We start from the raw sequence: 20,369 nt of genomic DNA on the forward strand, positions 1-20,369 counted from the left end.
CTCTCGTGCTCATGGTCAGGCTCCGTTCAGGGCGATCACCGCCGCTTCGCGGCGCGCGCGTTCGGCGGCGAACACCATCAGGTGGCTCTCCAGCGCTTCCGCCGGGCCGGCCAACACCTGGCTCGGATCGTTGGTGCGAATGGCCGCGATAAAGTGCTGCATCAGGTAGTAGTCGCCGCCGCCGTGGCCGGCCATGGCGTGCAGATCCTGGCCGGCGTCGGTGTCGTAATGCGTTTCGCCGTCGTCGAGGAACGAGGTGATGCGGATATGGCGGCCGTCGCCTTCCAGGCAGCCGCGGCTGCCGAAGATGCGGGTGTGGCGATCTTCGTGGCGGGTAAAGGCCGTCATGGTGAACGACGCGGTGCGGCCGCCGGCGAACTGCATGTTGACCACCTGATGATCGACCACGTTATTGTCGCAGCGGTAAACGCAGCGGCCATAGGGCCCGTCGCGCAGCGCCGCCCGCAGCGTCGTCTGGTCAGGTTCTGGCGTCAACACGCGCAGAAAGCCGGGCGTGGCCTTGTGGTCGTCGCCCAGATAGATGCGTTTGGCGGAATAGGGGCAGGACGCCTCCACCGCGCAATCCAGGCAGTTGTCCGCCGCGCCGGCCGGTTGGTTTTCCCGGCGGAAGTGGCGCAGGTTGCCGAAGGAGCTGACCTGTTCGCAGGGCTGCTCCATCACGTAGCGGATCCAATCGATGTCGTGGCAGGATTTCTGCAGCAGCATAAAGGCGGCCTGCCGATCGTTGCGCCAGTTGCCGCGCACGAAGGAGTGCGCCTGATGCCAGTAGCCGACCGGCTCCAGGTGTTGCAGGCTGACGATGTCGCCGATCGCGCCGTCGCGCAGCAGCTGTTTGAGCTTTTGGGTATAGCGGGTGTAGCGCAGCACGTGGCCGACCGAGAAGATCAGCTTTTGGCGCACCACCTCGGCGACGATGGCGCGGCACTCGTCGGCGTCCGGCGACAGCGGCTTTTCCAGCAGCATGGCGTAGCCCTGGCGGGCGAAGGCCAGCGCCGGTTCCAGGTGCATCTGATCCTGAGTGCAGATCAGCACCGCGTCGGCCAGCTTGCCGGCATCGGCGGCCTGGCGCCAGTCGGTGAAGACGTTTTCCGACGCGATGGCGTGCTGTGCCACGAACTGTTCGCGGTAGGCGTCGCGCGGTTCCGCCACCGCCACCACCTGCATCAAATCGGGGTGCGCCAGCGCATAGCGCGAGTAGATTTCACCGCGCGCGCCGGCGCCGACCACCAGCACCTGCACCGGGCGCTGGGCAACGTTGTTGGGTTGTGTTGACGACATTGCTGATACTCCGCTGTTGTTATTTGAGGTTTTGGCCGCTGAGCTCGTCGAACAAATGTGCGCGCGTCAGATCGAATGCCAGATGAACGCTTTCGCCGAGGCGCGGCTCCCAGTCCGGCAGCGACGCCATGCGCAGCACGAAGCGCAGGTCGGCCAGTTCACAGTGCAGCAGCTCTTCGTTGCCCATGCGCTCGATGGTGACGATCTGCGCCGGGAAGCAGTTGGCGCTGCCGGGCGCGCACAGCCGCAGGGACTCCGGCCGGATACCGAGGCACACCCGCGCATGCGGATAGTCCGTCAACTGCCGCTGCAGCGCCGGCGGCAGCTCGAGCGGGTGCTGCAGGCCGATGCGCAGCCGCACCGTTTGGCCGTCGCGCACGATCGCCAGATCGTGCAGGTTCATCGACGGGCTGCCGATAAACTCGGCGACGAAACGGTTGGCGGGGTGGTGGTACAGGTTGATCGGTTTATCCACCTGCATGATGGCGCCGCGGTTCATCACGCAAATGCGATCGCCCATGGTCATCGCTTCGACCTGATCGTGGGTGACGTACACCATGGTGGCGGCGGCGCCTTCCTGCTTCAGCTGATTGTGCAGTTCGATCAGCTGCACGCGCATCGACACTCGCAGCTTGGCGTCGAGGTTGGACAGCGGCTCATCGAACAGGAACACTTTGGGTTTGCGCACGATGGCGCGGCCGACCGCCACCCGCTGGCACTGGCCGCCCGAGAGCTGGCCCGGCTTGCGCTGCAGCAGGTTGGTGATCTCCAGCTTTTCCGCCGCGTCGCGCACCCGGCGGTCGATCTCGGCCTTGCTCTCTTTGCCGATCAGGCCGAACGCCATGTTCTTGTACACCGTCATGTGCGGGTACAGCGCATAGTTCTGGAACACCATGGCGACGCCGCGATCCTTCGGCATGCTGTCGTTGACGCAGCGATCGTGGATCAGGATCTGCCCCTCGCTGACGCTCTCCAGCCCGGCGATCATCCGCAGCAGGGTGGATTTGGCGCAGCCGGACGGGCCGACGAACACCATAAATTCCCCGTCCTCAATATCCAGATTGACGCCGTGCAGCGCGTGGAAACCGTTGGGGTAGACTTTTTTAACGCTGTTTAACTGAATTCCGGCCATGTCATTTACCTTGTCTGCGCGTTAGCCTTTCACCCCGGCGCTGGCGATGCCCTGGATGAAATAGCGTTGGAAAATAATGAACAGCATCAGCATCGGGATCACCGCCATCAGCGCCCCGGCCATCAGCAACGGGTATTCCACCCCGGCGCGGCTGGAGAGCGAGGCGAGGCCAACCGGCAGCGTCAGCTTCTCGGTGGTGGTATTGACGATCAGCGGCCACATCAGGTTGTTCCAGCTCCACAGGCCGTTGATGATGACGCAGGCGATAATACCCGGCCGGATCAGCGGCAGCATGATGCGCCAGAAGATGGCGAAGTAGCTGTAACCGTCGATCAGCGCCGCTTCCTCCATCTCCTTCGGCACCGCCAGAAAGAACTGGCGCAGCAGGAAGGTGGCGTAGACGCTGAAAATGCCCGGCAGCACCAGCCCGGTGATGCTGTTGACCAGCCCCAGCTTCTGTACCACCAGAAATTGCGGGATCAGAAACGCCTGGCCGGGCACCATCAGGATCGACACGCACACCAGGAACACCGCGTCGCGGCCGCGAAAATGCAGGCGCGAGAAGCCATAGGCGGCCAGGGTGGCGATCGCCATCTGCAGGGTGACGGTGAAGAAGGTCGCCAGCAGCGAGTTGAGATAAAAACCGGCGAACGGGATTTCGTGCATCACCCGGCCGTAGGCCTGCAGGCTGGGGTGCGCCGGCAGCAGCGTCAGCGGGATCTGGATGCTCTCGGCCTGGGTTTTCAGCGAGGTCACCAGCATCCAGATAAAGGGCACGACCGAGGCCAGCGCCGCCAGCCCCATAAACAGGTACACCAGCGTTTTATTGCTTGCGTTCATGTGCAGCTCCTCAGCTGACTTTCAGGCGCTTGCCGATCGCCATTTGAATCAGGGTGATCACCAGCGTGACGGCGAACAGCACCACGGTGATGGCGGAGGCGTAGCCTTTTTCCTGCAGGTAAAACGCGTACTTGTAGAACAGGTTGGTGACGGTCATCACGTCGTTTTCCACCAGCGCGCGGTCGAACATCAGGAACACCACGTCGAAGATTTGCAGGATCTCGATAAAGCTCATCACCGACACGAAGAACAGCGTCGGCACCATCATCGGCAGCGTGATGCAGAAGAAGCGCCGCAGGGTGCCGATGCCGTCGATATCCGCCGCCTCGTACAGCTGGCGCGGAATACTCTGCAGCCCGGCCAGCAAAATGATGATCTTCAGCGCCAGCGACGACCAGATGATGATGATGGACACGCTGATGCGCACCACGTCCGGATCGGACAGCCAGGCGACCGGCGCAATGTGCAGCAGGCCCAGCGCCTGGTTGATCAGGCCGAAATCCTTGTTGAACAGCCATTGCCACACCATGGCCACCGCCGCGGGCATGGTGACCGCCGGCAGGAACAGCAGGGTGCGCAGCAGGCCTTTGCCGCGGATGTTCTGGTTGAGGCCGATCGCCAACAGCAGCGACAGGCTCAGGCTGATCGGTACGCACACCACCACGTAGAACAGGGTGTTGGCGGCGGCGGTGTAGAAGTCGTCGTCTTCGAACAGGTTGAGATAGTTATCGACGCTGATGCTGCTCCAGCGCATGAACTGGTTCAGATCGGTAAAGCTGTAAAAAATGTTCTGCAAAAAGGGGATTAGGTAAAACACCGTGACCCCCAACAGCAGCGGCAGGATCATCACCCAGCCCCAGAAGCGTTCGGCGCGTTCGAGCCGATTGAGCGCGGGGCGGGCGGTGCGCCGGGATGATTTCAGGGTGACCGTAGCCGTTTCTGCCAGCGACATGTTGCCATTCCTCACCTATCACTTTCAGCGTGGGTCCACCGCGGCGCACACTCGGGGTAGCGCGCCGCGGCGGGGCGATTACTGATCCATGACGCGCGCGATCTTCTTGACCGACTTGTCCATTTCCTGCTTGGCGTCCGCGCCCATAAAGATTTTCTTCAGGCTGGCGATCCACATGTTCTGCCATTTCGGCGTATTGGTGCCGGCGGTGGGGTAAGCCTGGGTCACTTCAAGGGTCTGGATATAAGGCGAGACGTCGACTTTCTGGATCTGCTGCGCCCAGACCTTGGCCGCCGTCTTGTTGGCCGGGATCACCACCTTGGCCAGCTCCGCCTGCGAGGCTTCGCTGCTCATGAAGGTGATATATTTCCAGGCGGCCTGCTTGTGGGCGCTTTTGGCCGACATGGCGAAGGCCAGGCTGTGCGCTACGCCGGACTGGCGTTCAATTTTCGGCATCATCACCACGCCGATGTGATCGTTGATCAGCGGGTTGTTGGCGAACGGCGCCGCCAGCCAGGAACCGGCATAGACCATCGCGGCGCGGTTGGACTGGAAGATGTTCTCGGTTTTGACTTCGCTCATTTGCTGGGCGCTCGGCATCAGGCCGTCTTTCATCATGCCCTGCAGCTGCTGGTAGACCCAGATGGATTTGTCGTTGGCGATGTCGGTGGGTTGGCCGTCTTTCGGCACGATGTGATTGCCGTTTTGGAACAGCAGGTTCATATAGCTGTCCTGGCCGTCGATGCTGAGATCCATCACCAGCGGGAAGGCGGCGCCTTTCAGCCCGTTTTTCAGGGCGGTGGCTTTGTTTTTCAGATCGTCCCAGCTCCAGTCGCTGGTGGGGTAGCTGACGCCGGCCTGATCGAACAGTTTTTTGTTGTACCACACGGCGATGGAGTCGACGTCGCGCGGAATGGCCATCTGTTGGCCGTCGTACTGGTAGGCTTTCACCGAACTGGCGACCACGTCGTCCAGCTGAAGGCCGCTGTCCTTAATATAAGGCGCCAGCGGCTCCATAATGCCGTTTTTGGCGTATTGCACAAAATAAGGCATATTGATCCAGAATATATCCGGCGCCACGCCGCCGGCGGCAGCGGAATCCAATTTAACGAAATATTGCGCAGAGGGCGTTAATTCTATTTCTATTTTTATATCCGGATTGGCCTGTTCAAAGCGGTTGGCGATCTCCTGTTCGGCAGGTAATTGGTTTCTGTCCCAAACGGCATAGCGTAATGTTATTTTATCTGCAGCGTGGAGCAGGGTGGGTAATAATAATGCGCTGGCAAGAATAGAGTGCGCCAGCAGGCGTCCGGTATTTTCTATCGGTGACATTGCTTTCCCCTCGGTGAGCGACGAATAACGTTTTTCGCAACGTAAATTCTTTCTATCCCTTAACTTTCAATGTGTCAATACACCCCCGGATGCCCAAAAATGGGGCGCAAATGTTTCACTGTTGTTAAAATCGAAAGGCTTTCACGGCCAAGTGAAAGGTGGTTTTGTTCACATTTCGTTAACCTGCTGATGGGTTTTCTCCCTGCTGTCGCGGCATTTAGCGGCCCTCGCAGGCATAGGAATAACTGATAACCCTTGCACCATAATGGGGATTAAAAACATTTTTATTGTGCAAGCATCAGCTTCTTTCATTTTTGTGATGCAAATAAACAAAAAAATCGGGTCGCGGCAGTCAAAGAAGGGTATGGGAACGATTTTTATTACCGGCTATTGTCTGTGGCGATAAAAGGCGCTAGCCTGAATTTCACCGTGTTTATTCATTAAAAATAAAGAGGGCCGAACATCATGCGCCTGTCTCTGGTATTTACTCATTGCCTGGAGAAAGTATTTCATCGCCACAGCGTGCCGCCTATTTCCGTGGAGGAAAGGCTGAGCGGGTTAAATAACGAGGTGCTTTCCTGGCAGGCGGTGTACTGTTTGCAAACGCCGGGCAACGAAACCCGCCATGAGCTGTGTTATCAACTCGACGGGCCGCTGGCGGAGTATATCAGCGTGCGCCAGGTGCAATCGGTGCCGAGCGGTTTTCCCTGTTATCGCGAGACCGACGAGAATTACCTGACGACCGAGCCGGGCTTATTTCCCGATCCGCTGATGCCGCTGCCGCAACGGCGTTTTTTCGCCGCCTGCCGCTATTATGGCAGCCTGTGGCTGACCCTGACGCCGCCGGCCGATGTGCAACTGGCCGGCGACTTTCCGTTGACCCTGCGGTTGCTGGATGCCCAGAGCGGCGAGGCGCTGGCCGAGACCACGCTGACGCTGCATCTGGTGCCGGCGGCGTTGCCGCCGCAAACGCTGTTGCACACCGAGTGGTTGCACACCGACTGCCTGGCGGATTACTACCGTCTGGCGGTGTTCAGCCCGGATTATTGGCGCGCAGTGCGCCACTTTGTGCGCTGTGCGGTGCGCGCCGGGGTCAATATGCTGCTGACGCCGCTGTTTACGCCGCCGCTGGATACCGCCGTCGGCGGCGAACGCACCACGGTGCAGCTGGTGAGGGTGACGCGTTCGGCGCAGGGGTATGGCTTCGATTTCAGCCGCCTGGCGCAGTGGGTGGCGCTGGCGCAGGAAGAGGGCATCGAGCACTTCGAAATCGCGCCGCTGTTTACCCAATGGGGCGCGGCGCATGCGCCGAAGATCGTGGTGGAGGAGCAGGGCGAGGCGCGACCGCTTTTCGGCTGGCACACCGATGCGCAGGGCGAACCGTATCAGCGTTTCCTGCAGGCGCTGCTGCCCGAATTGACCGCCTGGTTCCGCGAACGGGGGCTGGAACGGCAGGTGTGGTTCCATGTTTCCGATGAGCCGACGCTGGACAACCTGGCGGCCTATCGGCGCGCCGCCGCCGCGCTGCGGCCGCTGCTGGACGGCTTCCGCACCTTCGACGCGCTGTCGGATTTCGCTTTCTATCAGCAAGGCCTGGTGGAAACCCCGGTCGCCGCGACCGATCATATCGATCCCTTTATCGAACACCGGGTGCCCGGCCTGTGGGCCTATTACTGCTGCGTGCAGAAAACCGAGGTCGCCAATCGGTTCTTCGCCCAGCCTTCGGCGCGCAACCGCATATTGGGCGTGCAGCTGTATCTGTACCGCATTGCCGGCTTCCTGCATTGGGGATTCAACTTCTATAACAGCGCCCATTCGCGCGAGCGCATCAATCCGTACGCGGTGACCGACAGCGGCCATGCGTTTCCCTCCGGCGATCCGTTCGTGGTCTATCCGGGCGAGGATCTGCAGCCGGTGGAGTCGCTACGCCTGCGGGTGCTGCACCAGGGGCTGCAGGATATGCGCGCGCTGCAGCTGCTGGAGAGTTTGACCGACCGGGCGACGGTGGAGGCGCTGATCGAACGCGAGCTGGGCATGCGCATCACCTTCAAGCGTTATCCGCACCAGGCCGGGCCGCTGCTGCGCCTGCGAGAAGCGGTGAACCGCCGCATCGAAGCGTTGCTGGCGCCGATGTGAGGGGCAATGGGGGCGAAAATGCGTCTTTCGCTCCCAAATCGCCATTACTTTGCTATACCTGATAGTCGATGGATTCATTTTATTGTCATGTAACTGACACGTCAGAGTCACGGCTCTGGCTTAAGTTTGCAGCGACTACGTCAGGAGATAACGCGATGTTCAGCCTGGATTCTCTGTTGCAAGATGCATTTCCACACCGCAATACCCCTGCCTGGCAGCGCAGCCTGCTAAGAACCCTTCTCTTCGAAAAAGAATTCAAACAGTTCGCCGCCGACTATCCCCACCTGAAAGGGCTTGATCTGATCGAGCAGGTGGTGGACTACTTCAACCTCAGCTGCGAGCTGGTGGACGGCGATCTGGAAAACATTCCGAGCCAGGGGCCGGTGGTGCTCGTGGCCAATCACCCGATCGGTTCGCTCGACGGCCTGGTGCTGCTGCGCGCCGTCGCGGCGGTGCGCCCGGATGTGAAAGTGGTGGCCAGCCAGCTGCTGACCTACATCGAACCGCTGCGCAACCTGTTCGTGCCGGTGGATAACGTCGCTTATAAAACCAGCCGCAAGCAGATTGAAGGCATGCAGCAGCAGCTGGACAATCAGGGCGCGCTGATCCTGTTCCCGGCAGGCGAAGTGTCGCGTATGAGCCCGAAGGGCATCCGCGACGGCCACTGGCATACCGGCTTTCTGCGTCTGGCCGCCAAGGCGCGCGCGCCGATCGTGCCTATTCATATCAGCGCGCGCAACAGCAACCTGTTCTACTTTACCTCGCTGGTCTACCGGCCGCTGTCGACGCTGTTGCTGGTGCGCGAAATGTTCCAGCAGCGGGGCGGGCGCATCAAGATCCGCATCGGCGGCCGCGTGCCGTTCGCCAACTGGCATGACGGTCACACCAGCGCCAAGGATCTGGCGGAGCGTTTTCGCCGCCATGTGTATCGCCTGGGCCAGGGCAAGCCGGGGCTGTTCGCCAGCGAATCGCCGATCGCGCTGCCGGAAGAGCGTTTGGAGCTGAAAAAAGCGCTGGCGAACTGCGAACGCTTGGGGGTGACGCCGGACGGTAAAACCATCTACCTCTACCGCCGCCACGATGAAGCACGCACGCCGATCCTGCGTGAGCTGGGGCGCCTGCGCGAGATCGCCTTCCGTGCGGTAGGGGAAGGCTCCGGCCGCCGCCGCGATCTGGACAGCTACGACGACGACTATTATCACCTGGTGCTGTGGGATGAGGAGGAGCTGGAGATCGTCGGCGCCTATCGCTTTATCCCCACCGCCGAACAAATCGAACGCAAAGGGCTGGAAAGCATCTACAGCAATAGCCTGTTCCACTACGACCGCGATATGGAACCGATCCTGGCGCAGGGCATCGAGCTGGGGCGCAGCTTCATTCAGCCCGCCTATTGGGGCAAACGCGGGCTGGACTATTTGTGGCTGGGCATCGGCGCCTACCTGTCGAAATACCCGCAGTACCGTTATCTGTTCGGCCCGGTGTCGATCTCCGGCGGCATGCCGCTGGCGGCGCGCGATCTGCTGATCGCCTTCTATCGGCTCTACTTCTCGCCGGATCATGCCTTCGCGCAGTCGCGCCGGCCTTATCCGGCGTCGCTGCCGCAGGTGCTGGCGCAGTTTGCCGGGGACAACTACCAGGAAGATCTGGTGCGGCTGAAGAGCCTGCTCAGCAACATCGGCTGTTCGATCCCGACGCTCTACAAACAGTACACCGAGCTGTGCGAGCCGGGCGGGGTGCAGTTTATCGACTTCGGCACCGATCCGGCGTTCAACAACTGCATCGATGGGCTGGTGCTGGTGGACACCACGCGGCTCAAGCCGTCGCGCTATCAGCGTTATATTGCAGTGCATCAGCCACAGCCAGCCGAGACGGCATGATTGTAGTCTGACTCATGCCTTTTTGATCTAAGCACGACCTTGGGGCCGGCGACGGGATAGCGCTACGATAAACGTTTTGCTTTCCACCGCCGGAGCCTTGCATGCCTCACTCGTTTATCCCGCCGTTATTGTCCGCCGATGAACCCTCTGCCGCCGCCGTTGAAATCCCGCATGGCAAAGCGCCATTTTTGCTGCTGTGCGATCACGCCAGCAAGGCGATACCGCAAGCCCTCGGCGATCTCGGCTTACCGCCCGGGGAGATCGAACGCCACATCGGCTGGGATATCGGCGCGCTGAGCGTGTCGCGCCATCTGAGCCGCCAGCTGGACGCGACGCTGATCCATCAGCGCTATTCGCGGTTGGTGATCGACTGCAACCGGGCGCCCGGCATCGCCAGCTCGATCCCGCACTTGTCCGAGCTGACGCCGATCCCCGGCAATATCGGTATCGACGCCGAACACGCGCTGGCGCGTGAGCGCGAGGTGTTTTTGCCGTATCACCACGCCATCGACGACCATCTGGGGCAGCGCCAGCTGCGTGAACTGCCGACGGCGGTGATCGCCATGCACAGTTTCACACCGGTGTTCAAAGGGGAATCGCGCCCCTGGCAGGTGGGGCTGCTGTTTAACCGCTACCCGGAATTTGCCCATCTGCTGGCCGAGCTGCTGCGCGAAGAGGGGGATTTGCAGGTGGGCATCAACGAACCTTATGCGATGACGGACGCCACCGACTATACGTTGCCGGTTCATGCGGAACGCCGCGGTTTGCCTTATGTCGGCATCGAAATTCGCCAGGATCTGATCGCCGACGAACGCGGGCAGCAGGCGTGGGCGAAACGTTTCGCGCGCCTGTTGCCGCAGGCCTGGCAACGCTGGCAAATTTGACTTTAGGAATATTCCCAGAGATGATAACCGTAAGGAATACGTAAGACGTCATTAGAAAAAAAGTCAGGAGAGACGTGTGGAGCACAGCGATAACGGACTGTTTATCAAACGGGAGCGTTTTGAAGTTCTGGCGATTCTGCGTGAAATTTGCAAACAACGCACGCCGCTGCGCGTAGAAAATCAGCAGCACCGGTTTCAAAGTCTGTTATTGAGCGTCGGGCCGGACAATATCGTGTTTAGCGGTGAGGAAGCCGCGAGCGCCATCGACGGCGCCTGCACCATCGTGATTGAAAGCAACGACGCCAAAATCGAGTTTTCCGTCGGCCAGGCGGAGCTGACCGAACATCAGGGCGTCCAGGCCTGCTCGACCCGTCTGCCGCAGGAGCTGGTTTACATTCAGCGCCGTCGCCAGTTCCGCATCACCACGCCGCACTGGCGTCAATTCTTCTGCACCGGCGAATACCCGGACGGTACGCCTTATGAGCTGCGGATCCACGATCTGTCCGCCGGCGGCGTCGGTTTGCGCTTCGACGGCCCGCTGCCGGAATTCTTCCAGCCGGGTTTGCAGTTCAAGAAAGCGCTGCTGGATCTGGGCAGCTACGGCAGCTTCAAGGTCAACATGGAGCTGGTGGTGGTCAACGACGATCAGGAAACTGACGACAACGATCAGGTGGTACACTTCTCGCGCCTGTCATGCCGCTTCCTCAAGCTGGGGCTGGCGATGGAGCGCAAAATCCAGAGCGCGGTGTTCGCCTTCGAGCTGGATTTCAACAAAAAGAAAAAACGCTGATCCTCTGTTCCGGCGCGTCGGGCTGGATGCCGCCCGGCCGCGCCGCCATTCTCTCCCCGTTCAGGGGACGTAAATAATCTCGAAGCTGGACGTATTGTCGTAGGAGGACTTTTTGCCGCCGTCGACGTAGATAATCTGCAAATCGTAGTGATACACCAGCTTCTTGTCCGGATGCAGGATCAGTTCCAGCACGGAGATCTTCACGTTAACCGATTGAACGGGGTGCTCCTTGTCCAGCTCAATGGTCTGGTTGTCGATGCTGATCAGCATGCGCTTGATCGGCCGCGGCCCGGCAGGATCGTAGGCGCCGGCGTCGCTGCGGAATTCCACGGTCTTATTGATGTCCGCCGGTGCGGATTGCTTGATGAAATCCGGCAGCCTGTTCTGGTATTTGGCGTCCAGCGCCAGCGCTACGGGCAGATTATCCGGGTTGAAGCCGGTGAACTGCACCGCCAGATACCCCTTGAGCAGCAGGTTTTGCGGCGACCGATCGAAGAAGGCATCCCAAATCAATCCAAATTGGCTGGCGGGCAGCGTGAATGAATCCACGATGCCGCTCTGCAGATTGATCAGCGCGTTTTTTTCCTCCGTTTTGCCGTCCGGCAGCCCCAGCAGCAGCGTCAGGGTGTCCGCGTTGGCGAACGGTGCCAGCTTGCCGTCCGGTTGCATCTGCGTGAACTGTGCGGTGGCGTCGCCGATGCGCGCCTGATTGACCTTGGGTGACAGGAAATAGTCGAACGTCACCTCGACATCGTTGAGCGAGGTTGCGTGCGGCGCTGCAGAAAACGAGATAGACAGCATCGGTTTGTCGTCGTCGGCGGCGTTGGTCGCCAGCAGGAAAGTATCCGGCAGGTAATAAAGATAGTTTTTTCGTACATAGTCCTGATAGTAGTTGTACCACAGATGCCCGAAGGCCAGCGGCGTGAGGATCAGCTGCAGGCGCGGCGGCGGCGGCAGGATGCCCTGATAGATATAGGGATAGTAGTTCTCGGCGAAGTAGAAGACTTCCGGCGAGGTGATGGTGTTGAGGAGCCCGTTATCGGTGACGATGGCGACCACCAGCGTGGTTTGCGAGTCATAATCCGACAGCGCTCGCAGCAGCGCGTCACGCTGTTCCAGGCGGTCCAGGTCGAGCTGGGCGCGGTAGCGGGTCGGTGGGACGTCCAGCAAAACCTGTTCGAAGATCATTTCTTCAACCTTGCCGAAAGTGCTGAAGGTCAGCACCACGTAGGGCACCTGCTGAACGGCGCGGCTGAGCGCGAAATCCACCGTCATATGCCAGCGCGTACCGTCACTGCTGGTGGCGATGCGATAGCGCGTCTCTCCCGAGACGACTTCGGTACAAACATCGGCCTGCAGTTCGTCGGCCACCGGCGCGGGCGCGGCGCGGTAGCGCAGACGGGGGGCTTCGGCGTCGGGAAACTGTTCGCGCGCGTTGTCCAAAATGACCTTGTTCAGCGTCACCAGATCATTGAGAAAGATGTTCATAGCGATCCTCCAGGGAAGAAAGGCGTGCCAGATGTCTGAACTGGTTCAGGCAGGCGGAAGTCCAAAGAAAATGACCGTCGTGACGGCGATAGAGCGGGCTTTCGTCGTTGGTCGCCGGCAAGCGCCAGGCGGCCAGCGCATCGATCGCCGGTGCAAGCTGCGGCACCCCTTGCCGCCTGGCGTATTCCAGCGTACTCAGCCACTCATGCGGGTGGGCATAATAGGGCGTTAACGCGTTGAGGCGGTTGTAATCGCCGTCGCTCCAGTTCACCGCCTGATTCAGCATTTGGATAATGCGCGGATAGGCCGGCGGCAGGCTGCCGTGAGCGGCGGTCAACGCATGGATTAAAATCAGCGCGTTGGTATTCACGCAGCAGTCCAGTTGCGTGATGTCGCCGTCGTCTTTCATCCAGGTGTGAAAGGCGTAACACTCGGCCCAGGGATAGGGCGTCGTCTTCAGCCGCCGTTCGACGCGCTGTACCTGATAAGCCTGCATCTGCGCCAGCGTCTGTCTGGCTTGCGCCAACGAGCGCCGATGAAATCGATACAAGAGCTCAGTGATAATGGCGGTATCGTCGATGTCAGCGTCGATCCGCTGGCCCGCCATCCAGGCGGGGTGCTTGCCGGCAGGCCAAAAATGGAAGTGGTGCGGGTGGCTCTCGCAACCGAGCAAAAAGTCGAGCGCCAGCTCGATATGGGGCGCGGTCTGGGCGGTATAATCCAGCGTGCGCAGCACCTGGGCGGTGACAAAAGCATTTTCATCCTTGTGCCAGCGGCCATCCGGCGTTCTGACATGAGAGGGAAAGGCGCCGCTGGCACACTGCTGCGCCAACAGCTCCGCCAACGGCAATGGCACAAGCGGTGCCGTTTCGCGCGCTTTGCATGGCAGGATTTCGAAATGCGCGTTTTGCGGGCTGAACGTGCAGCTGACGCTGTGATTGCCCTGGCGATCGCAGGAAAAGCCGACGACGTTGTACTGCAACGGAACCTGTTCGCTCACCGCGCGGTTAAGCAGCGGCATGGCTTGGCCATCGGGTGCCAGCAGCGCGGTGATGCCGTCGAAAACGCGGCGGTTATCGCCGAAAAAACTTGCCGCCATGGCGAACAGCGTAAAACTCTCCAGATTGCCGTCCGGCGCGTATCCCAGACTGAATCCGTAGGTGGTCGGGGGGAAGTCCCGCCTGTCCTGCTGCCGCAGCGCGCGGTCCAGCAGCGGCATCAGGGCGGAAAAACGGCTTTCTCCCTCGAACAGCCGCATGACGGCGAGGATATCGTCACGCGTGATCCGCGCACTGTGCCACTGGTAGTAATATTCGCGCGGAGAGTCGGCAGATTCCGGGTAATACCCCACCATCAGCAGCGTCAATCCCGCCGCGCGGCGGGCCTCGGCGGTGAGCGGCCCCTGCAAGCCATCGGGCGCGGCCGCCATGTCCGCGGGGGTTTCAACGTAGACCTTGGTTTTGATCGCGTCCGGGGCGTATTTTCGCCCCAGCCAGGCGCCGAAGCGCAGCGGCTGAACGCTTGCACATTGCATACGTCGCACCGCCTCCAGGCTGTTGGCGGGATCGGCGAGCGGGGCCGCGGTGATCGCCTCACAGTGTCGGGCAAAGGCGCCGGCGCTGCGGCGCTGCGCATAGCGCGGTAAAAAGGGATCCAGCGTGCAGGCGAGCCCCTGCGGTTTGGCCGACGACACGGTGAACTCCAGCGGGCTGCCGTTATAACCGAGCAGGCTGGTGGTAAACGCGACGGACAAACCGCCGGGCGTCGCCTTCGTCCGGCTGAAGCGGGCGACGTCCGGGGCCAGCGTGTTTTGCAAATGGGGCGCTTCCTTGCACAGGGCGTTGACCAGGGCGTTCCATGCCGCGGGTAACACTGCGTTGCGATCGATCATGGTGCTCACCTAAACCAGGTTGGGGATGACGATCGCCGGCGGGTTTTCGCTGCCGCTGCGTTCGACGGTTTCCCCGCCAACCAGGAAGTAGATCAGTGTGTAATTGACCGCCCAGGGCTTCTCCGTCAGACAGCGGTATTTGAACGTTTGGCTCTCGTGCGCGCCTTGCGTAAAGGTATATTTCTTGGTCTTGCGGCTTCCTTTGTCGTCCTGATAGCTCAGCTCCACCATGACCTGGTTACAGTTTTCCCACGAGAATTTGCGGTCGAGGAAGATACTGATCTCGTTGAAAGACAGCACCGAGCCGGGATCCATGTTCAGCAGGGTCGAGGCCGATTTGGACTGCGGCTGATAGCTGCTGCTGCCTTCCCAGCCCGAGGAGGCTGCGGATTTGAACGCGAATTCGCTGGTGATATGGAACAGCTCGTTCTTATCGCTGCTGCGGGCAATGCGTTTGGTCCATGTCCCGTCATCGTTGGTGAAAGGCGCGCCGGTATAAACCTGGTTGTTGTAACGGATGTTGAAGGTGGCGGCCTTGATACCGTACTCCTCGAAGCTGTCCGGCCCGAGCACGGTCAAATCCAGCTGTTGGAAGAACGGATCGTTGACGTTGACCTGAATAAAGTAGGGCGCGGTTTTCTGGGCGTGCAGGATATCGCTGCCGATGAAGTTTTGCGGCACGGCGGACTGGCTGAGGGCTTTCGACGAGGTGTAGTTGAAGTTCAGGCTTTTGGTTTCCTCGATCCGCACCAGCTTGATCTCCAGCGAAGCGCTGGGGAACAGGCCGCCTTTGCCGGCTTCTTCGCCTTCTTTCTTGTCGCTGGCGATCAGCGAATCCAGAATGGCGTCGCTGGCGGATTTCGCCTGCGGGTTGCTGTCGTCGTTAGGTTTGAGCGTGGCGCTGAAAAAGCTTTTCAGGATCTCTTCCTTGACGAACTGCAGTGCCCACTCTTTCTCTTTGGCCTCTTCGTCGCCCGGCATGCTTTCGGTGACCTTGATCACCAGTTTCTGATCCTGCTGCAGTTTTTTGATGACGCTGTCGAAGCCCAGCCAGAAGCTGGCCGGCGTCTCAACCGGAATGGGAATGTTGGCGCCGAATTTCAGATCGAATTCTTTGTAGATGCTTTCGAACTGTGCGGTCACTTCGACCTTCAGCGCCGGCGTGATGCCGGTGAAGCTGAGGTTATAGGCGACGGCGGCCGGCGCCTTGGCCTGGGTGAACGCGGCTTCGAGGATCACCGCCTGGGACGGCGTCAGCTTGGCGCTGAAAATGGCGCTGTTGTTGCCGAACAGGCTGGGGCAAGGGGCGCTGATCAGCTCACCGTTGGTGGCACCCGCGTCGAGCACGAAGAAGTTCACCGTGCCTTTATCATACGGCACCTGGGCCTTGCGGGCATTCTTGGGATCAACGTTCAGTTTGCGCAGATAGTCGTTGAAGGCACGGTTCAACACCGCTTCGTCGATCGCCGTATTGACCTCGAAGTTGATGTATCCCCCTTGCGGATCGCTGGCGTCGCCGGTGTATTTGATCAGCGAAAACACCGGTTCGCCCGACTTCTGCGCAATGTGGATATCACCGGGCAGATACCAGAACTGGTTATCGTCTGAATCGTCGGCGAAGAAGGTGATGTTGTTGATGGTGGCAGTTTTGGCTCTGAGTAATAACATGGCGTTTCCTTAGTTAACTGAGGGTGGCGAGATCGAGAGCGTTGGCGTCGGTCGAGCACTGCACGTTTTCGGGCCGATCGCCGCCTTCGCCGGGTTGATAGGTAAACCAGATATCCAGATCGACGCTCATCTGCTCCGGATCAAGCTGATCGGCGCTGAAACAGCGCGGGGCGGCATCGGATTCGGTAAATTGAAACACCTGCTGCAGCGTTTCCGCCGGCGTGCAGGCGTAGCTGGCGGAAACGATGACCATTACCACCCGGCGCCAGTCCATGTCGGCCGACAGCGTCAGCACGCGCTGGCGATACAGGGTCGAGAACAGGTAGACGTCCTGACCGGTCGGTTCTTGCAACTCGGCGGAAATATGCGGTGAGTTGACGGCGGCGCTGTAGGTTTTGTCGACGTCGAATTGGTATTCGTCCGGCTCCGGCAGCATGACCGGGTAGTGGGCTCGCGGGCTGGTCTGGTCAAGTTGGAAGCTGCGCGACACGCTGCTGTTCGGCTGTTGCCGGTGGCGATAGCGCAGCGTGACCAGCACGGATTGATAGCGCTGCCAGTCAAACTGTTGCGCTGCTTCGATCGCGAAATCATAGCGGCCGTAGAGCGACTCGACGTCCAGAAAGACCTCGCTCATCTCCGTTTGCAGGCTGCCGGAGCTGACCGAAGTCACGCCGCCTATCGACTGGTTGAAGTACACGGTGAAGTCATACTCGACCGGCCACAGCATTTTTCCCGTTTTCGGGTCGATCAGGCTGGGTTCCTTAAACGGTTTGGGCCCGAAGTCGTCGCGGGTAAATTTCAGCTGTCGGCTGTTTGAGCCATAGCGCAACCGGGCCGTCACCAGCAGGATATTGGCGTCAAGCGCATCCGACAGCAGGCTGACCCGCACCTCGCGATAGGCGAAAAAGTCATCCTGCAGATCGCGTTTGACGATCGCGCGATCGGCCTGATAGTCCGTGCCGTTGACCAACTGGGCGAACAGGGCCTGCGGATAGAGCGAACGTTGCACGACGGTGGTTTCGCTGATCTTGCCGCTCAGGCGGCGTTGATCGATGTTTTCAACCGAGACCTGTTGCAGATAAAAGCCGGCTTTGGGGCTTGTCTGCTGCGGTTCGTTGGCGATAACCGGCGTGAAGAACTGGCTGGTGAGGATCTGCGTCAGTTCGGCGGCCGCCTGCGCCATATGGCCGTCGGGATCGGTGTCCCTGACTTTGACGGTGACGATTTTCTCGCTGATCAACTGGGCGGATGTCTGCTCGATACCGACGCTAAAGATCAGCAGGTTAAAGCCTATCGAGCGCTGCAGGTAACGGTAAACCTGGTCCCAGTTGGCTTCCAGCTCGAAGGTGGCCGGCGGCAGTTGCTGCAGGTAGTCGATTTTGTAACTGACGGCGATCGGCGTCGAGGCCGGCGTGCGCATCAGGCTTGCCAGCAGCAGGATATCGTCGTCGTCGTCCAGTTTGGCGGACAGGTAGCAATATTGCTGGTCGCTCAGCGAGGTTTTGCTGGTCTGCCCGGGGATAAGATCGGGGATATTCAGCGTCGCGCTGCAGGCGATCGCCTGCAGCGGCAATAAGATCGCATCGCGCGGTATATCCGGGCTGGCGTCGGCGGCGCGTTGCGCCGCGTCGGGCGAACTGGCCAGCTGGGTCTGCAACGACAGCGTGGCGTAGTAAAGATCGTCCGGTTGGTTGAGGTTTCTGAAAATTTGCAGTTGGACATCGGGTTGATTGCCTGCGGTGACCTGCACGCTCGGCGCGGCGGCACAGTAGTAATACACGGGCCGATCCGGGTCCGCTCGAATAAAACAGATGTCTTGCATGATTACCTGATCGCGCATAGCGGCAACCCCACGTCATCGGAGAGGGAGCCGGAGCAAGGCGTGCTTGCTCCGGCGGAGACCGGCCGTCAGAAGGTCACGACCACGATGGTGCTGGTGCCCGTGATCGGCTTGGTGACGGTTTTCTCCTGGTTATCGCCGTAATAGACCGTGGCGGTGTAGCTGATCTGCGGCTCGTTGCCTTTCTCTTGCTGCATCAGGTTGAATGTCAGGTACTGCGTGAGTGACTTGGTGTCGAACTCGGTTAACGCAATGGGCTGCGTCTGCGAGAAGTCCCATTTCGGGTAGTTCACCGTCATCTCGAAGGTGATCAGCGAAACGTCTTTTTGCGACGGTTTGAAGATGATGGTGTATTTCTGCTGCTTCGGCAGGGCGTTGGCGATCAGGATCTGATTGCCGCGCGTTTCGCCATAGCCGGGCAGCTGCGGGTTGCTTTCCACGCCCGGCGGGAGGTAGGTCAGGCTGTCGCCGTCCAGCGCATAGTAGTCGGCCGAATAATAAAGCGGCTTTTCCACGTTGGTGCCGATCGGATAAATAAACGGCACCGGCGGGTTCTTGTCGCTGATCACCTGGGTGTATTGCTTGAGCGGCACGCTGTGCTCTTTGTCTTCGTACTGGGTCTTGACCACGACCTGGCTGAAGACCTCCCAACCCAGCGGGTTGAGCAGGGTGGAGATATCTGCGTAGACGATGCCGCTTTGCGCCGCGTTGATGGTGACCACCAGATCGTCTTTGACCTGGATGTCCCCAGACAGGTAAGGCCTGGCCTGCATGCCGGTGAAGTTGACGGTGTAATGATAACGGTAGGCGCGGCCGAGCTCGGGTTTGATAAACCATTTGTCGGTTTTCTTCGGCCCCGGATCCTTCGGCGTAAAGGTCAGCGTGCTCTTGAGATCGTCGTCGTATATCGCGGTGACCACGATATTGGCGATGTCATACTTGGCCATGTCTTCGGTGACGAAGAACTCCGGCTGGATGTACTGATAGAACGGGTCGTGGAGATCGTACTCTTTGAAGTACTGATCCAAATCGGCTTCGCCGACGATTGAGCGTATCGACGGCAGCTGAGTTTGCGGGTAAATGGTGGAGGACACCACGGCGTTCTCTTCATATTCGCGGGTGAAGCTCAGAGTTTGCGAGATTTTGGACTGGAATTTTTCGAAGCTGCCGGCGTCGTTCAGCAAATTGAGACTCATGTCGATGCCGGTTTGGCTGCTCAGGATCTGCTCGACCTGCTGTTGCCCCCAGTTCCGCAGACTTTCTTTCCATTTATCATAGGCGGCGGGTTCCATGCCCATCTCTTGCGCCGTCAACCCGATCCGCACGTCCACCTTGATCGCTTCCTTGGCGTAAAACTCCTGCTCGATCTTTTTCTCGTCGGCCGACCAGGTGTGGTAGTTGATGGTTTGCGCTACGGACTTGGCCTGCTCGCTGTTGTAGGTGACGATCACTTTGGCCGCCGACATGGAGGCATCCAGGGAGAGGTCGAAGCGCACGCCGACGCTGGCGTTTTTATCGGTGCCTTTCAGCACCTGTTCAAACAGCGTGGCGCCTTCCCCGGTCAGCGACAGGCTGAACACGGTATTGTTGTCGCCGAGGCCGGAGGGGGACAGCGGCGTTGGGATCTGGCGATAGAACTTATCGTTGCCGTCGAGGATCAGCATGGCCTGTGCCGAGGTGTAGCGCGGCTGCATCAGTTCGATTTTTGCAGCGTCCGCCGGCATCAGTTCGCTGAGGAATTGATCGTCGCCCTTGTTGCCGTCGTAGAGCGCGACAAACCGGTTGAGCTGTTCATCGCTCAGGCCGGTATTCTTCTGCGCCTGGTCCATCGCGGTCTTCTTGGTGTTGTTTTCCGGGTCCGCTTCATAGGCCTGTTTTGCCTTGATGTAGTCGACAATGAGCTTGGATTTTTTATCCAGCGGGCCGTCTTTTCTGCCAAGGCCGTTATACAGCTGCAGGCGGATGCGGTCTTTCATTTCCGCATTCGGCTGCGGCAGCTGCACGGTGAATTGCGCGTAGCCGCCTTGCGTATCTTCGCTGCGGTATTTGTAAAACATAAAGCTCGGCGTATTGGTATCCCGTTTGGCAAACACCGGGATCTCCGGCACCACATAGAAGATATCCTTGCTGTCGCTGTCGCCGTAGCAGGTATACGCGTATTCCTTGACGCCCAAATACTCGGTGACGTCGATTTTTATCGATTGCTGCAAAGCGGTGGTTAACATAGGGCGGTCCTCTTG

Annotated in this window: 14 protein-coding genes; 4 read left to right on the top strand and 10 right to left on the bottom strand. The window is 59.8% G+C overall.

Translation table 11 applies throughout. From position 1 onward, the window contains the following. Window positions 1-15: 15 nt before the first annotated feature. The 5 genes from AWX27_RS00425 to AWX27_RS00445 form a co-directional block, all read right to left on the bottom strand. Entirely contained in the window at window positions 16-1,299 is a 1,284-nt protein-coding gene (locus tag AWX27_RS00425; RefSeq protein ID WP_060418664.1) for a Gfo/Idh/MocA family protein, read from the bottom strand. A 19-nt stretch (window positions 1,300-1,318) separates the two neighbouring features. Beyond that, on the bottom strand, window positions 1,319-2,431 hold the full coding sequence (locus AWX27_RS00430; RefSeq protein WP_060418668.1) for an ABC transporter ATP-binding protein: 1,113 nt from the start codon (window positions 2,429-2,431) through the stop codon (window positions 1,319-1,321). Between the two features lie 21 nt (window positions 2,432-2,452). Then, the gene (locus tag AWX27_RS00435; protein WP_060418671.1) at window positions 2,453-3,271 is read right to left on the bottom strand and encodes a carbohydrate ABC transporter permease; all 819 of its coding nucleotides are present in this window, start codon (window positions 3,269-3,271) and stop codon (window positions 2,453-2,455) included. A gap of 10 nt (window positions 3,272-3,281) precedes the next feature. Continuing rightward, window positions 3,282-4,223: a carbohydrate ABC transporter permease gene (locus AWX27_RS00440; RefSeq protein ID WP_047730640.1), complete on the bottom strand. Its 942-nt coding sequence runs from the start codon at window positions 4,221-4,223 to the stop codon at window positions 3,282-3,284. A gap of 78 nt (window positions 4,224-4,301) precedes the next feature. Beyond that, window positions 4,302-5,555 carry an ABC transporter substrate-binding protein gene (locus AWX27_RS00445; protein WP_060418674.1) on the bottom strand — a complete coding sequence of 418 codons (1,254 nt, stop codon included), beginning with the start codon at window positions 5,553-5,555 and terminating at the stop codon, window positions 4,302-4,304. A gap of 465 nt (window positions 5,556-6,020) precedes the next feature. On the opposite strand from AWX27_RS00445, the gene AWX27_RS00450 reads away from it, so the two are divergent. The 4 genes from AWX27_RS00450 to AWX27_RS00465 all read left to right on the top strand — a co-directional run bounded on the left by AWX27_RS00450 (window position 6,021) and on the right by AWX27_RS00465 (window position 11,242). Then, window positions 6,021-7,691: a DUF4091 domain-containing protein gene (locus AWX27_RS00450; protein WP_060418675.1), complete on the top strand. Its 1,671-nt coding sequence runs from the start codon at window positions 6,021-6,023 to the stop codon at window positions 7,689-7,691. 155 nt (window positions 7,692-7,846) lie between these two features. Next, window positions 7,847-9,568, top strand: coding sequence for an ornithine lipid synthase OlsF (gene olsF, locus AWX27_RS00455; protein ID WP_049199741.1), 1,722 nt, complete (start codon window positions 7,847-7,849; stop codon window positions 9,566-9,568). 101 nt (window positions 9,569-9,669) lie between these two features. Further along, window positions 9,670-10,452, top strand: coding sequence for an N-formylglutamate amidohydrolase (locus AWX27_RS00460; RefSeq protein ID WP_060418677.1), 783 nt, complete (start codon window positions 9,670-9,672; stop codon window positions 10,450-10,452). 76 nt (window positions 10,453-10,528) lie between these two features. Next, window positions 10,529-11,242, top strand: a complete 714-nt coding sequence (locus tag AWX27_RS00465; RefSeq protein WP_049199733.1) for a flagellar brake protein — start codon at window positions 10,529-10,531, stop codon at window positions 11,240-11,242. Window positions 11,243-11,302: 60 nt separating this feature from the next. Here the strand turns inward: AWX27_RS00465 and AWX27_RS00470 are convergent, their stop codons facing one another. The 5 genes from AWX27_RS00470 to AWX27_RS00490 all read right to left on the bottom strand — a co-directional run bounded on the left by AWX27_RS00470 (window position 11,303) and on the right by AWX27_RS00490 (window position 20,354). Next, window positions 11,303-12,730: a hypothetical protein gene (locus AWX27_RS00470; protein WP_060418680.1), complete on the bottom strand. Its 1,428-nt coding sequence runs from the start codon at window positions 12,728-12,730 to the stop codon at window positions 11,303-11,305. Continuing rightward, window positions 12,711-14,621, bottom strand: coding sequence for a hypothetical protein (locus AWX27_RS00475; RefSeq protein ID WP_060419682.1), 1,911 nt, complete (start codon window positions 14,619-14,621; stop codon window positions 12,711-12,713). The genes AWX27_RS00470 and AWX27_RS00475 overlap by 20 nt, the downstream gene beginning before the upstream one ends. A 9-nt stretch (window positions 14,622-14,630) precedes the next feature. Then, complete coding sequence (locus tag AWX27_RS00480) at window positions 14,631-16,289, bottom strand: hypothetical protein (protein WP_060418681.1); 1,659 nt, start codon at window positions 16,287-16,289, stop codon at window positions 14,631-14,633. A gap of 13 nt (window positions 16,290-16,302) precedes the next feature. Next, window positions 16,303-18,069, bottom strand: coding sequence for a hypothetical protein (locus AWX27_RS00485; RefSeq protein WP_230200960.1), 1,767 nt, complete (start codon window positions 18,067-18,069; stop codon window positions 16,303-16,305). Between the two features lie 128 nt (window positions 18,070-18,197). Further along, window positions 18,198-20,354: a hypothetical protein gene (locus tag AWX27_RS00490; RefSeq protein WP_060418685.1), complete on the bottom strand. Its 2,157-nt coding sequence runs from the start codon at window positions 20,352-20,354 to the stop codon at window positions 18,198-18,200. Window positions 20,355-20,369 lie beyond the last annotated feature (15 nt).

Source organism: Serratia sp. 2880STDY5682894 (assembly GCF_001537385.1).
Classification (GTDB): Bacteria; Pseudomonadota; Gammaproteobacteria; order Enterobacterales; family Enterobacteriaceae; genus Serratia; species Serratia nevei.